This window comes from Pseudomonas sp. GL_103 (genome assembly GCF_057835175.1).
In genome coordinates this window covers 5362501-5375991 of record NZ_CM174420.1, presented here as the reverse complement: position 1 = coordinate 5375991, position 13491 = coordinate 5362501, and the positions used below count along the sequence as shown (strand labels likewise).

General features: G+C 58.9%; 13 protein-coding genes (1 of these 13 only partly in view). 9 read left to right on the top strand and 4 right to left on the bottom strand.

What is annotated here, in order from left to right:
• Window positions 1-170: 170 nt before the first annotated feature.
• Window positions 171-1343, top strand: coding sequence for a pyridoxal phosphate-dependent aminotransferase (locus AC3IP0_RS24175; protein ID WP_489326078.1), 1173 nt, complete (start codon window positions 171-173; stop codon window positions 1341-1343).
• Window positions 1343-2056: a DNA/RNA nuclease SfsA gene (sfsA, locus tag AC3IP0_RS24170; RefSeq protein ID WP_489326076.1), complete on the top strand. Its 714-nt coding sequence runs from the start codon at window positions 1343-1345 to the stop codon at window positions 2054-2056. Before AC3IP0_RS24175 ends, sfsA begins: the two co-directional genes overlap by 1 nt.
• Here sfsA and AC3IP0_RS24165 read toward each other — a convergent pair.
• The 4 genes from AC3IP0_RS24165 to AC3IP0_RS24150 all read right to left on the bottom strand — a co-directional run bounded on the left by AC3IP0_RS24165 (window position 2053) and on the right by AC3IP0_RS24150 (window position 5331).
• The gene (locus AC3IP0_RS24165) at window positions 2053-2370 is read right to left on the bottom strand and encodes a Rieske (2Fe-2S) protein (protein ID WP_150727079.1); all 318 of its coding nucleotides are present in this window, start codon (window positions 2368-2370) and stop codon (window positions 2053-2055) included. The genes sfsA and AC3IP0_RS24165 overlap by 4 nt on opposite strands.
• Before the next feature lie 448 nt (window positions 2371-2818).
• Window positions 2819-3091 (bottom strand): TfoX/Sxy family protein, encoded by a 273-nt coding sequence (locus AC3IP0_RS24160; RefSeq protein WP_008053897.1) that lies wholly within the window; start codon window positions 3089-3091, stop codon window positions 2819-2821.
• Window positions 3092-3338: 247 nt separating this feature from the next.
• Window positions 3339-3683 (bottom strand): pentapeptide repeat-containing protein, encoded by a 345-nt coding sequence (locus tag AC3IP0_RS24155; RefSeq protein WP_489326074.1) that lies wholly within the window; start codon window positions 3681-3683, stop codon window positions 3339-3341.
• A gap of 91 nt (window positions 3684-3774) precedes the next feature.
• On the bottom strand, window positions 3775-5331 hold the full coding sequence (locus tag AC3IP0_RS24150; RefSeq protein ID WP_489317253.1) for a bifunctional aminoglycoside phosphotransferase/ATP-binding protein: 1557 nt from the start codon (window positions 5329-5331) through the stop codon (window positions 3775-3777).
• Window positions 5332-5447: 116 nt separating this feature from the next.
• Between AC3IP0_RS24150 and mrcB the strand changes: the two genes are divergently transcribed.
• The 7 genes from mrcB to pssA form a co-directional block, all read left to right on the top strand.
• Window positions 5448-7766 carry a penicillin-binding protein 1B gene (gene mrcB / locus AC3IP0_RS24145; protein ID WP_489317252.1) on the top strand — a complete coding sequence of 773 codons (2319 nt, stop codon included), beginning with the start codon at window positions 5448-5450 and terminating at the stop codon, window positions 7764-7766.
• A gap of 16 nt (window positions 7767-7782) precedes the next feature.
• Window positions 7783-8520, top strand: a complete 738-nt coding sequence (locus AC3IP0_RS24140) for a tetratricopeptide repeat protein (RefSeq protein WP_489317251.1) — start codon at window positions 7783-7785, stop codon at window positions 8518-8520.
• On the top strand, window positions 8520-8855 hold the full coding sequence (locus AC3IP0_RS24135) for a YqcC family protein (protein ID WP_489326072.1): 336 nt from the start codon (window positions 8520-8522) through the stop codon (window positions 8853-8855). The genes AC3IP0_RS24140 and AC3IP0_RS24135 overlap by 1 nt, the downstream gene beginning before the upstream one ends.
• Window positions 8856-9338: 483 nt before the next feature.
• On the top strand, window positions 9339-11063 hold the full coding sequence (locus AC3IP0_RS24130) for an acetolactate synthase 3 large subunit (RefSeq protein WP_489317249.1): 1725 nt from the start codon (window positions 9339-9341) through the stop codon (window positions 11061-11063).
• A 2-nt stretch (window positions 11064-11065) separates the two neighbouring features.
• On the top strand, window positions 11066-11557 hold the full coding sequence (gene ilvN, locus AC3IP0_RS24125) for an acetolactate synthase small subunit (RefSeq protein WP_003176102.1): 492 nt from the start codon (window positions 11066-11068) through the stop codon (window positions 11555-11557).
• 45 nt (window positions 11558-11602) lie between these two features.
• Window positions 11603-12619: a ketol-acid reductoisomerase gene (gene ilvC, locus AC3IP0_RS24120; RefSeq protein ID WP_003228216.1), complete on the top strand. Its 1017-nt coding sequence runs from the start codon at window positions 11603-11605 to the stop codon at window positions 12617-12619.
• Between the two features lie 143 nt (window positions 12620-12762).
• Window positions 12763-13491 carry the 5' portion of a CDP-diacylglycerol--serine O-phosphatidyltransferase gene (gene pssA, locus AC3IP0_RS24115; RefSeq protein ID WP_489317248.1) on the top strand. 129 nt of this gene lie beyond the right edge of the window, so only the first 729 of its 858 coding nucleotides appear in the window; the start codon lies at window positions 12763-12765; its stop codon lies beyond the right edge, outside the window.

The following is a 13491-nucleotide window of genomic DNA, read 5'->3' as shown; positions in this document are numbered from 1 at the left end:
AAACCGTTGTCTGGTGGCTCTGGAACCCTGCTCAATTATTGATTTTAGTCAAACCTTGCGCGCGCGCTTGAGTCGTTTGTGATCGGGGTTACAAGGCCTCTGACCGCTTTAGGTTCTCGCTCGTTCCTGCGCTTGGGTAGAATCGGTTTTTTTCCGTTGAAGGAAGGCCAATGGCTCAGCCCTACAGTGCCCGTAGTCGCGCGATCGAACCTTTCCATGTCATGGCGCTGTTGGCGCGAGCCAATGAATTGCAGGCGGCCGGCCACGATGTGATCCACCTGGAAATCGGCGAGCCGGACTTCACCACCGCCGAACCGATCATCCAGGCCGGCCAGGCTGCGCTGACAGCGGGGAAGACCCGTTACACCGCCGCGCGCGGCATTCCGGAGCTGCGTGAGGCCATTTCGGGCTTTTATCAGCAGCGTTATGGCTTGAACATCGACCCGCGGCGCATCCTTATCACACCAGGCGGATCCGGCGCGTTGCTGCTGGCCAGCGCTTTGCTGGTCGACCCCGGTAAACACTGGCTTCTGGCGGACCCGGGCTACCCGTGTAACCGGCACTTCCTGCGATTGGTCGAAGGCGCGGCACAACTGGTTCCGGTCGGTCCGGATGTGCGTTATCAATTGACGCCTGGCCTGATCGAGCGTTATTGGGATCACGACAGCGTCGGTGCATTGGTGGCGTCGCCAGCCAATCCGACCGGCACGATCCTGACCCGCGACGAGTTGGCGAAGCTGTCTGTCGCGATCAAGGAGCGCCACGGTCATCTGGTGGTCGACGAGATTTATCACGGCCTGACCTACGGTACCGATGCGGCCAGTGTGCTGGAAGTCGACGACAGTGCATTCGTTCTGAACAGCTTTTCGAAGTACTTCGGGATGACCGGATGGCGGCTCGGCTGGCTGGTGGCCCCTGACGCGGCCGTCGGTGAGCTGGAAAAGCTCGCCCAGAATCTCTACATCAGTGCTCCAAGCATGGCGCAGTACGCTGCGCTGGCCTGTTTCGAGCCAGCAACCATCAGCATTCTCGAAGAGCGCCGCGCCGAATTTGGCCGGCGTCGGGATTACCTTCTGCCGGCCTTGCGTGAATTGGGCTTCGGCATTGCCGTGGAGCCGGAAGGGGCGTTCTACTTGTACGCCGATATCAGCAAGTTCGGCGGCGATGCCTTCGCGTTCTGTAAACATTTTCTCGAAACCGAACATGTAGCATTCACCCCGGGGCTGGATTTCGGGCGATATCAGGCCGGGCATCATGTGCGGTTCGCCTACACGCAAAACCTCGAGCGTTTGCAGGAGGCAGTCGAGCGCATTGCCCGTGGGTTGCGGAGCTGGCAAGGCTGATGCGTTTTCATCCTCCCCTCGAAGAAGGGTGCCTGATCCGACGTTACAAGCGTTTTCTTGCCGATATCGAAACCGTTGGCGGCGAATTGCTGACCATTCACTGTCCGAACACAGGCTCGATGCTTAATTGTCAGGTCGAAGGCGGGCAGGTCTGGTTCAGTCGCTCAAACGACCCGAAACGCAAGTTGCCTGGCACCTGGGAGATCGGTGAAACCCCGCAAGGGCGGCTGTTTTGCGTGAACACCGCTCGCGCCAATGGTTTGATCGAAGAGGCGCTGCGAGCGGGCGTCATCACCGAACTGAACGGTTTTACCGGGCTCAAGCGCGAAGTGGCTTATGGCCGGGAAAACAGTCGTATCGATTTCCGCCTTGATTATCCAGACGGGCCGGCCTACGTCGAAGTCAAAAGCGTGACCCTGGGCTTCGACGGTACGGCGGTGGCGGCGTTTCCCGATGCAGTCACCCAGCGTGGCGCCAAGCATCTGCGGGAGCTGGCGCACTTGGCCAGGGACGGTATTCGCGCGGTGCAGTTGTACTGTGTTTGCCTGACCGACATCGAGGCCGTGCGCCCGGCGCAGGAAATCGATGCCGCTTATGCGCAGGCCTTGCGTGAGGCGATTGCCTGTGGGGTCGAGGTGCTGGCTTACGGTGTGCGGTTGAGCCACGAAGAAATGCTGGTCGACCGGCGCCTGGACGTGTTGCCGGGTGGCTAAAGGCTGATCCAGATCCCTTGTTCATCCTCGCGGCAGGCCACGCTGGTCAAGGCTTGCCCCGCGCAAGGGCCGGCGACGCATTCACCGTCTTCGATCAGGAACAGTGCGCCATGGGTGGCGCACTGGATCAGGCTGTTGCTGGGGTCGAGAAACTGGTCGGGGTGCCACTCCAGGGCAACGCCCCGGTGCGGGCAGCGATTGATGTAGACATAAACCTGCCCGCTGCGGCGCACTGCAAAAAACTTTTGGCCATCGATGTCGAACCCGCGACTGCTGTCATTGACCAGCTCGGCACCTGCGCAAAGCAACTTCATGTCTATCCTCGGTTCCGCGGCTCGTGAATGTCTGAGCTTGGCGGTTAAATGCTATCAAATGGCTGCCTTGCCCGTCGGGTACAAGTGCCTGTCGTCGAGGATACTTGGCCGGCTGCTTCGATGCCCGGGAATCCTTTGAAGGAAGCGGTTTATGCGCCTGACCATCCATCGCCGCATCTTGGCAGTACTTTTCCACAGGCAAAAAAAGACCCGGCAAGAGCCGGGTCAAATAACCGTGATTAGCCTGATGAGGAGATAATCCGAGAGTCCGAACCAAGGGCTTTTCAGAATATCGACCAGTCTCGCGACCAGTTGTGATAATCATATCGATTCTCATTACCAAGTCAACCGCTGTTTTTCGATTTCTTTACGATTCGCCGGAATTGTGCCTGCAGGCCTCGTAATCATTGGTTTTCAGGCTGCAAAAGCTTCAGGGATTTTTGTCGGATCAATTCTTGTGGCGTGTAGAGATGGCTTCCAGTTGTTTGTTCAGGGCTTCCTTGCGCTCGGCTGGAATATCATTCCAGTGAACGTCCATCAGGGCGCCTTCAATTGCGTACAACAACACCTTGGACGCCCGAAAACCGCGCGTGCGCACGGCCCGATAAGCATCCACCGCCCCGAGGCGACGCAAGTCCGAAGCGCTATGGATGCCCACGGCATGCAGCCATTGCGCTGACGTCTTGCCAAGATTCTTCAGGTGTTGCAGTTCATCATTCATCAAGCCTCCTTGCGATGGCCGAATGGAGAGCGTGGGCAATCTTCTGAGGAGTGTAGCCATCAGCAGGAAAAGCGTGATTGTTTGCTCGTTTACGACGCAAATGCTTCTAAGAAACGAGTATTGGCAGTGCGTGAACAAGTCTATGAGCGCAAGAGAAAGAGGTGGGGAAGAATCTGGAAATTAAGGGCGAACATCCCCGCAGTCCAGCGCAACGAGAGGCGCCGGACGTGTCAGGCAGCGACGATGATCAGCGGGTGCGATAGCGCAATCGCGTGCCGAAGTTCATCGACATCAGGATTTCGTCGGCACTGAGTTCCACCGGAAAGTAAGTACCGGAGATTTGCGCGTGAGCCAGGCTCGCGCCTTCCAGGTTCGCCTTGCGAAAATCGATGCCGCGCAAGTCGGCGGAACGGAAGTAGGCGTCGCTGAAATCCACACCGTCGGCATTCAGCTCGCGCAGGTCCAGCCCCCGGAAATCTCCACCCACCATGTCGATGGGACCATCCTTGGGGCGTTCACTGTTGAAGCCTTTGATGTCGTCTTTGTGCAGCAGGGCATAAATTGGTGTGTCGAGAAGTTTAGGCTGGCTCATGTCGCATCACCTGATGGTTTTATGACGCCAGTATAGTGCCACTATTTGACGGTCGTGAAGCCAGCGCGGACCTCACGACTGAAATAGATTCTTACAGGCCTGGCAGGCGCTGGCGAATCTGTTCCACAACGGTATCGAGCGTCCCGCTTTCATTGGTCTGGACGCGCTTGCTGCAGAGGATCTCCGCGGGTGTCAGCGCTTCACGGCTGGCTTGCTGGGCTGCGATAACGGCCAGGGTGGCGTCGGACGGGTCTTTCTTGTCTGCCTGGCGCATGGCCAGCCAGCTTTCGATCACGGCCTGTGGCGCATTGCAGTCGAGGATCAGGAACGGTGCGCCCGTGGCTTCGGCAACCTTCGCTGCACTGTCACGCTGATCACGCTTGAGGTAAGTGGCATCGACCACCACCGGGAAGCCTGCACGCAGAATGACGTCGGCGATTTCATGCAGGCGGGCATAGGTCGCTGCACTGGCGTCGGCGCTATAGATGCCGGCCTGTACGTCGTTCTCGACAGTTTGCTCGCCGAACAGGCGCTTGCGTTCGACATCGGAGCGCAGGCGAATCGCGCCCAGGGCTTCGACCAGGCGCATGGCGACATGGCTCTTGCCGACAGCGGAAACACCGTGGGTAATGGCCATGAAGCGCGAAGGAATGGTGCTGTAGCTTTCCGCCAGGTTGGCGTAGTTGCGGTACTGGCGCAGGGTCGTGGCGCGCTGCACCGCAGTGGCGTCGGCCGGCATGCTGAACAGGGCAACCTTGGCGCGAACCAGTGCGCGGTAGGCTTTATAGAAGTTCAGCAGTTCGAGACCGCGATAGTCGCCGGTCAGCTCCAGGTACTGGCTGATGAAACGACGCGCCAGGCACTTCAGGCCGCGATCCTCCAGGTCCATCGCCAGGAAGCCGGTGTCGGCATAAACGTCGGTAAAGCGAAACGGTTCGTTGAATTCGATGCAGTCGAAGATCACGACCTTGCCGTCGATCACGGTTGTGTTGCCCAGGTGGATGTCACCGTGGCATTCACGAGTGAAACCTTCGGCCTTGCGCTGGGCTAACAGCGGCTTGAGGCGCTCGAAGCTGCTTTCGGCCCAGGCTTGCAGGGCGTCGAGTTGCAACAGGTCGGCCTTGTCGCTGAGGAACGGCCGAATCTGTTCGAAGTTCTGCCGCACCGGCGCCATGACGCTGTCCGGAGTGCCGGCTTCGTGCTCGGCCGGCACTTTCGGTGCGTTGAGGTGGAAACGGGCGATTTGCTCGGCCATCTCGTCGATGTGCGCGGTGGTCAGTTCGCCATTGGCTTGCAGGGTGCTGAGCAAGCCGGTTTGCGGGAACTGGCGCATCTTCAGTACGTATTCGATGGCCGGGCCTTCGCCGCCCAATTGCGGAGCCTCGGCACTGCCGGTGACGGGCAGCACTTCGAGGTACAGATCGTTGGTCAGGCGCTGGTTCAGGCGCAGTTCTTCAGCGCAAAAGTGTTCGCGAGCCTCAAGGCTGGTGAAGTCGAGAAAACCGAAGTTGACCGGTTTCTTCACTTTATAGGCGTAGGGGCCGGTGAGCAGTACCCAGGAAATATGGGTCTCGATGACCTGGAATCCCTCTACAGGATGCGGGTAGAGGGCAGGGTTTTGCAGGGCAGCGATCAGGGACTGGCTCACAGGCGATCCTTCAGAGTCTGGGAAATTCAAGGCCGTCATTATGGCCGCAAGTCCGCTCGACGCAAACCTCGGAGCGCTCCTGTTGAGGATGAATAAAGTGCGTATAATCCGCCGCCATGACTCGTACTCGAACTCCCCGCACCCCGAAAAAACCACCCTCCAGGGGCCTGCGCCCGTGGCTGGGCTGGGCCATTAAACTCAGTCTGGTCGCCCTGGTGGTGCTGGCCGGATTCGCCGTTTACCTTGATGCAATCGTCCAGGAGAAGTTCTCCGGCAAGCGCTGGACCATCCCGGCCAAGGTTTACGCGCGCCCGCTCGAGCTGTTCGTCGGACAGAAGCTGAGCCGGGATGATTTCCTGACCGAACTCGATGCCCTGGGCTATCGCCGTGAAAGCGTGGCCAACGGTCCGGGGGCGGCGTCGGTCAACGGCAATACCGTTGATCTGAACACCCGTGGCTTCCAGTTCTATGAAGGCATGGAGCAAGCGCAACCGGTGCGGGTGCGTTTCTCCGGCGATTACGTGGCCGAGTTGGCGGGGGCAAAAGGCTCGAAGCTGTCGGTGGTGCGCCTGGAGCCGCTGCTGATCGGCGGCCTGTACCCGAAAAACCTCGAAGACCGGATTCTGATCAAGATCGATCAGGTGCCACCGTACCTGCTTGAAACGCTGGTGGCGGTCGAGGACCGCGATTTTTATCATCACTTTGGTGTTTCGCCGAAGTCGATCGCCCGTGCCATCTGGGTCAACGGTTCGTCCGGGCGCATGCGTCAGGGTGGCAGTACCCTGACTCAGCAGTTGGTCAAGAACTTCTACCTGACCAACGAGCGCAGCCTGAGCCGCAAACTCACCGAAGCGATGATGGCGCTGCTGCTTGAACTGCACTACGACAAGCGCGAAATCCTAGAGGCTTACCTCAACGAAGTGTTTGTCGGGCAGGACGGTCAGCGTGCGGTGCACGGTTTCGGTCTGGCCAGCCAGTTCTTCTTCAGCCAGCCGCTGGCCGAGCTCAAGCTGCATCAGGTCGCGCTGCTGGTGGGCATGGTCAAGGGGCCTTCTTCCTATAACCCCCGTCGCAATCCGGAGCGTGCCCTCGAGCGGCGCAACCTGGTACTCGATGTGCTGCAAGAGCAGGGCGTCGCGACCGCCGAGCAGGTTGAGGCGGCGAAGAAAATGCCGCTGGGCGTGACCAAGCGCGGCAGTTTGGCGGACAGCTCGTTCCCCGGCTTCCTCGATCTGGTCAAGCGTCAGTTGCGCGAAGACTATCGCGACGAAGACTTGACCGAAGAAGGGCTGCGCATCTTCACCAGTTTCGACCCGATCCTGCAGATGAAGGCTGAAGCCTCGGTCAACGACACCTTCAAGCGTCTGGCGGGGCGAAAGGGTTCCGATGACGTCGAAGCGGCAATGGTCGTGACCAACCCGGAGACCGGGGAAGTGCAGGCCATGATCGGCAGTCGCCAGGCCAGTTTTGCCGGGTTCAACCGGGCGCTGGATGCGGTACGGCCGATCGGCTCGCTGATCAAGCCGGCTGTTTATCTGACCGCACTGGAGAAACCGAGCCAGTACACATTGACCAGTTGGCTATCGGATGAATCTTTCTCGGTCAAAGGCGCGGATGGTCAGGTCTGGAAGCCGCAGAACTATGATCGTCGTTCTCACGGTACGGTGTTCCTCTATCAAGGCCTGGCGCATTCCTACAACCTGTCGACCGCGCGTCTCGGTTTGGCGGTCGGTGTGCCGAACGTATTGAAGACGGTGGCGCGCCTGGGTGTGACGCGTGAATTCCCGGCCTTCCCGTCGATGTTGCTCGGGGCCGGCGGCATGACGCCAATCGAAGTGGCGACCATGTACCAGACTCTCGCCAACGGCGGCTTCAATACGCCGATGCGCGGGATTCGTAGCGTGCTGACTGCCGAGGGCGAGCCGCTCAAGCGTTATCCGTTCCAGATCCAGCAGCGTTTCGATCCGGCCTCCATTTACCTGATCCAGAGCGCCATGCAGCGGGTGATGCGTGAAGGTACCGGCAGCTCGGTTTATAGCGTGTTGCCCAGGACCCTGACCCTGGCGGGTAAAACCGGTACCAGTAACGACTCGCGGGACAGTTGGTTTGCCGGTTTCAGTCAGGACTTGCTGGCGGTGGTCTGGCTGGGTCGCGACGACAACGGCAAGACGCCATTCACCGGCGCCACCGGAGCCCTGCAGGTCTGGACCAGCTTCATGCGCAAGGCCGACCCGTTGCCGCTGGACATGCCGCAGCCGGATAATATTGTTCAGGCCTGGGTTGATTCGCGAACCGGGCAAGGTTCTGACGCCGGTTGCCCAGGTGCCGTGCAGATGCCGTATATTCGCGGCAGCGAACCGCCTCCCGGCGCCGCTTGCGGTGGTGAAAACCCTGCCGAGTCGGTGATGGACTGGGTTAAAGGCTGGATGAATTAAGCAAAGAGGGTTTCAAGTGAACAAGTGGTTGATTCCAGCGGTTGCCGCCGTAGCTTTGCTCAGCGGTTGTTCCAGCGTACAACGTGGCTCGATTCCGGTCGTGGATTCCGGCACCGCCGTGTCCAACAGTGAGCGGATCTCGGCCAATGGCGGCTTCCGCCAGACGACCGTCAAGCGCCCTGCACAAGGCCAGTCGCGGACCCAGGCGATTCCGCAAGGCGACAGCGGTGTAGTGGTGATGGTGCCAGGCACGGCAACGACTTCGACGCCGATCAGTACCACGCCGATTACACCGGGTCCGATCACGCCGGGGCCGATTGACACGTCGCCGGTCCAATCGGCGCCGATCAATCAGGGCAGCTACAGCATGCCGTCGTCGCCAAGCGGCATTCCATCGGCCAGTTCGGGCGGGCTTTCGGCCGACGAGCAACTGGACGGCCCGGTATTGGCTTTGCTGACAACCGCTCAACAGCAACAGGCGAGCGGTGATCTCAATGGTGCCTCCTCCAGCCTCGAGCGCGCCCAGCGCGTTGCACCGCGTGAGCCGCAGGTGCTTTACCGTCTGGCGCAGGTGCGCATGGCACAGGGCGATGCCGCCCAGGCCGAGCAGTTCGCTCGCCGTGGGCTGACCCTTGCCAATGGCCGTCCAGCCCTTCAGGCCAACTTGTGGGAGCTGATTGCCCAGGCGCGCGCGAAGCAGGGTGACTCTCAGGGCGCGGCATTGGCTCGTCAGAAGGCCAAGGTAACGCTGTGATGGATGCGTGCTTTCTGAAAATCGCCGATCAACTGTTGTTGATCGAGCGCGAGCTGCGGGTGCAAGGGTGGTGGGATGACGTCGCGCCTTCTGCCGAAGCGCTTTCCAGTGTCGAGCCGTTTTCGGTCGATACACTGGATTTCGAGCAATGGCTGCAATGGATCTTCCTGCCACGCATGAAGATGATCCTCGAGCAGGATTTGCCGCTACCCAACGCTTCGGGCATTCAGGAAATGGCTGAAATGGTCTTTGCCGGACGCAATGTCCAGGGCAAGGATCGGCAGTTACAGGTGCTGCTCAAAGAATTCGATCAGCTGATCACCGCGTCCCGCTGAGCCAGAAGCTGCCAGCGTCCGCTGGCAGTTGTTCACAATATCTCTGTATTTTGTCGGCCGCTGCAGGGTAAGTGCATTCGCGTGCCAATTTTTTGCTAAAAGTTGCGCAATCGAAGCTAACACAGGGCTGATTTACGGGTTTTTTCTTGCGTTCTCATGTGCTTAGTAGAATAAAGCACATAGACGACTTGACTTGCGAAGGACGAAACAGAAGAATCCAAAGTCCGCTGTACAGGGACTGCCAGAAGCAGACCCTCTCAGCAGATCATGAGGCGCATATCCGCGTCGACCTGTTACACCCGCAACGCGTTACCTCGCGCTGGGTGGGAAAGCCCCGCAACACTTGGGACGATCCCAATACTTGCTCAGTCAGTGCTGACGTAGTCGGCGACCACCGTCGCTCATGCTCTGCCGAGAAGTAAACCTATTAAGACCCGTCCCATTTTTCGTGGGCGGTATTCTGGCGTTTTAGAGGTGAGCAACGTGGAGCTTTTATCTGGCGGTGAGATGCTCGTCCGCTTCTTGCGTGACGAAGGCGTCAAATATATCTACGGGTACCCGGGTGGTGCTCTTCTTCATGTCTACGATGCCCTGTTCAAAGAACCGGAAGTGACCCACATCCTGGTTCGTCATGAGCAAGCGGCTACCCATATGGCTGACGGCTACGCCCGTGCCACCGGTAAAGCCGGTGTGGTACTGGTGACTTCCGGTCCTGGCGCAACAAACGCCATCACCGGTATCGCCACCGCCTACATGGACTCCATTCCGATGGTGATCATTTCCGGCCAGGTGCCTAGCACCATGGTCGGTACCGATGCGTTCCAGGAAACCGACATGATCGGTATCTCCCGGCCGATCGTGAAGCACAGCTTCATGATCAAGCACGCGTCGGAAATCCCGGAAGTCATGAAGAAGGCGTTCTACCTGGCGCAATCCGGTCGTCCTGGCCCGGTCGTTGTCGATATCCCGAAAGACATGACCAACCCGGCCGAGAAGTTCGAATACGTCTTCCCGAAAAAAGCCAAGCTGCGTTCCTACAGCCCGGCTGTTCGCGGTCACTCCGGTCAAATCCGCAAGGCGGCAGAAATGCTCCTGGCGGCCAAGCGCCCTGTGTTGTATTCGGGCGGCGGCGTGATCCTCGGCGGTGGTTCCGCACCACTGACCGAACTGGCGAAGATGCTCAACCTGCCAGTGACCAATACCCTGATGGGCCTCGGTGGTTTCCCTGGCACCGACCGTCAGTTCATCGGCATGCTCGGCATGCACGGCAGCTACACCGCCAACCTGGCGATGCACCATGCTGACGTGATCCTCGCTGTCGGCGCACGTTTCGACGACCGTGTCATCAATGGCGCGTCGAAGTTCTGCCCGAACGCCAAGATCATTCACATCGACATCGACCCGGCTTCGATCTCCAAGACCATCAAGGCCGACGTGCCTATCGTGGGTCCGGTCGAGAGTGTCCTGACTGAAATGGTCGCGATCCTCAAGGAAATCGGCGAGACCCCGAACAAGGAGTCCGTTGCCAGCTGGTGGAAGCAAGTTGATGAGTGGCGCGGTGATCGCGGTCTGTTCCCTTACGACAAAGGCGACGGCAGTGTCATCAAGCCGCAAACCGTCATCGAAACCCTGTGCGAAGTGACCAAGGGCGACGCCTTTGTGGCTTCGGACGTGGGTCAGCACCAGATGTTCGCTGCGCAGTACTACACGTTTGATAAGCCCAACCGCTGGATCAACTCCGGCGGCCTGGGCACCATGGGTTTCGGTTTTCCGGCCGCCATGGGCATCAAATTGAGCTTCCCGGATACCGACGTCGTTTGCGTCACTGGTGAAGGCAGTATCCAGATGAACATTCAGGAACTGTCGACCTGCTTGCAATACGGTTTGCCGGTAAAAATCGTCATCCTGAACAACGGTGTGCTGGGTATGGTTCGCCAGTGGCAGGACATGAGCTACGGCAGCCGTCATTCGCACTCCTACATGGAGTCGTTGCCTGATTTCGTCAAGCTGGCAGAGGCCTATGGTCACGTCGGCGTGCGCATCACCGATTCGAAAGATTTGAAGTCGAAGATGGAAGAAGCGTTCGCCATGAAGGATCGCCTGGTAGTGATCGATGTTTCGGTCGATACCAGCGAGCACGTCTACCCGATGCAGATCAAAGACGGCTCCATGCGCGATATGTGGCTGAGCAAGACGGAGCGTACTTAATCATGCGGCACATTATTTCCTTGCTTCTGGAAAACGAACCGGGCGCTCTGTCTCGTGTGGTTGGCCTGTTCTCGCAGCGCAACTACAACATCGAAAGCCTGACCGTGGCACCGACCGAAGACCCGACCCTGTCGCGTCTGACGCTGACCACGGTTGGTCACGATGAAGTCATCGAGCAGATCACCAAGAACCTGAACAAGCTGATCGAAGTGGTAAAACTGGTCGACCTGTCGGAGAGTGCTCACATCGAGCGCGAACTGATGCTGGTCAAGGTCAAGGCCACCGGCGCCCAGCGTGCCGAGATCAAGCGCACTACCGATATTTACCGTGGACAGATCGTCGATGTCAGCGCCAGCGTATATACCGTTCAACTGACCGGTACCAGCGACAAGCTCGACAGCTTCATTCAGTCCATTGGCACCGCCTCGATTCTGGAAACCGTCCGTAGCGGCGTGACCGGCATTGCCCGCGGCGACAAAGTACTCAGCATCTAAACCAAATTAGCGAACGGCCTGAACGGCCTGATATAGGGGAAATTCATGAAAGTTTTCTACGATAAAGACTGCGACCTGTCGATCATCCAGGGCAAGAAAGTTGCCATCATCGGTTACGGTTCCCAGGGCCACGCTCAAGCGTGCAACCTGAAAGACTCCGGCGTTGACGTGACTGTCGGCCTGCGTAAAGGTTCGGCTACCGTTGCCAAGGCTGAAGCCCACGGCCTGAAAGTGACCGACGTTGCTTCTGCCGTTGCAGCTGCCGACCTGGTCATGATCCTGACCCCGGACGAGTTCCAGTCCTCCCTGTACAAGAACGAAATCGAGCCGAACATCAAGAAAGGCGCCACCCTGGCCTTCTCCCACGGCTTCGCGATCCACTACAACCAGGTTGTGCCGCGCGCTGACCTCGACGTGATCATGATCGCGCCGAAGGCTCCAGGCCACACCGTACGTTCCGAATTCGTGAAGGGCGGCGGTATCCCTGACCTGATCGCTATCTACCAGGACGCCTCGGGCAACGCCAAGAACGTTGCGCTGTCCTACGCTGCGGGCGTTGGTGGTGGTCGTACGGGCATCATCGAAACCACCTTCAAGGACGAGACTGAAACCGACCTGTTCGGCGAACAAGCCGTTCTGTGCGGTGGTACCGTTGAACTGGTGAAAGCCGGTTTCGAAACCCTGGTTGAAGCTGGCTACGCGCCGGAAATGGCCTACTTCGAGTGCCTGCACGAACTGAAGCTGATCGTTGACCTCATGTACGAAGGCGGTATCGCCAACATGAACTACTCGATCTCCAACAACGCCGAATACGGCGAGTACGTGACCGGCCCTGAAGTCATCAACGCCGAATCCCGTCAGGCCATGCGCAACGCCCTGAAACGTATTCAGGACGGCGAATACGCCAAGATGTTCATCAGCGAAGGCGCTACCGGCTATCCTTCGATGACCGCCAAGCGTCGTAACAACGCCGCTCACGGTATCGAAATCATCGGCGAGCAACTGCGCTCCATGATGCCGTGGATCGGTGCCAACAAGATCGTCGACAAAGCTAAAAACTAAGTCACGCGCTTGTACGAAAAACGCGGCTTAGGCCGCGTTTTTTCGTTTGGGGGGCCGGTTCTGGTATAAAGCTGCATCGTTTGCGGCCGAACCGTCGTCCCAGACACCTGTCCAAACTTTCCACCCGTTGCAAGGTAATGTCCATGAGCGAACGCCCCGAAGAGCCAAACCAGGCCTCTGACGCCGATAGCCTGCTGCCCATCGATGAACATGTCGAAGAAGGGCATGACGCTGAAGGTCGTAAAGTCCGGCATCGTGGTATCTATCTTCTGCCGAATCTGTTCACCACTGCGAACCTGTTCGCAGGGTTCTATTCCATCATCAACTCGATGAGCGCCCAGGCGGCCCTGAGTGCCGGTGACTCGGCCAATGCGAGCAAGTATTTCGCGTTCGCGGCCATCGCGATCTTCGTTGCCATGGTGCTCGATGGTCTTGATGGGCGCGTGGCCCGCATGACCAATACCCAGAGCGCCTTTGGTGCCGAGTACGACTCGCTGTCGGACATGGTTGCCTTTGGTGTTGCCCCGGCATTGCTGGCCTTCGGTTGGGCCTTGGGTGACATGGGCAAGGTTGGCTGGATGGTCGCCTTCATCTATGTGGCGGGCGCGGCATTGCGCCTTGCGCGCTTCAACACGCAGGTCGGCACCGCGGACAAGCGCTACTTCATCGGTCTGGCCAGTCCGGCCGCTGCGGGTGTGGTTGCAGGTATCGTCTGGGCGTTCAGCGACTACGGCATCCAGGGGTCCAAGATGTCCTTCCTGGTTGCGCTGATGGTGGCGGCGGCAGGCATGCTGATGGTTAGCAACATCAAGTACAACAGCTTCAAGGAACTGGACCTGAAGGGGCGAGTGCCTTTCGTGGCGATTCTCGCA

Coding starts and splice junctions, on each gene's coding strand:
- AC3IP0_RS24160 (WP_008053897.1), bottom strand. CDS start 3,091: ATGAATGATGAACTGCAACACCTGAAGAATCTTGGCAAGACGTCAGCG.
- AC3IP0_RS24175 (WP_489326078.1), top strand. CDS start 171: ATGGCTCAGCCCTACAGTGCCCGTAGTCGCGCGATCGAACCTTTCCAT.
- mrcB (WP_489317252.1), top strand. CDS start 5,448: ATGACTCGTACTCGAACTCCCCGCACCCCGAAAAAACCACCCTCCAGG.
- ilvN (WP_003176102.1), top strand. CDS start 11,066: ATGCGGCACATTATTTCCTTGCTTCTGGAAAACGAACCGGGCGCTCTG.
- AC3IP0_RS24155 (WP_489326074.1), bottom strand. CDS start 3,683: ATGAGCCAGCCTAAACTTCTCGACACACCAATTTATGCCCTGCTGCAC.
- AC3IP0_RS24135 (WP_489326072.1), top strand. CDS start 8,520: ATGGATGCGTGCTTTCTGAAAATCGCCGATCAACTGTTGTTGATCGAG.
- AC3IP0_RS24165 (WP_150727079.1), bottom strand. CDS start 2,370: ATGAAGTTGCTTTGCGCAGGTGCCGAGCTGGTCAATGACAGCAGTCGC.
- ilvC (WP_003228216.1), top strand. CDS start 11,603: ATGAAAGTTTTCTACGATAAAGACTGCGACCTGTCGATCATCCAGGGC.
- sfsA (WP_489326076.1), top strand. CDS start 1,343: ATGCGTTTTCATCCTCCCCTCGAAGAAGGGTGCCTGATCCGACGTTAC.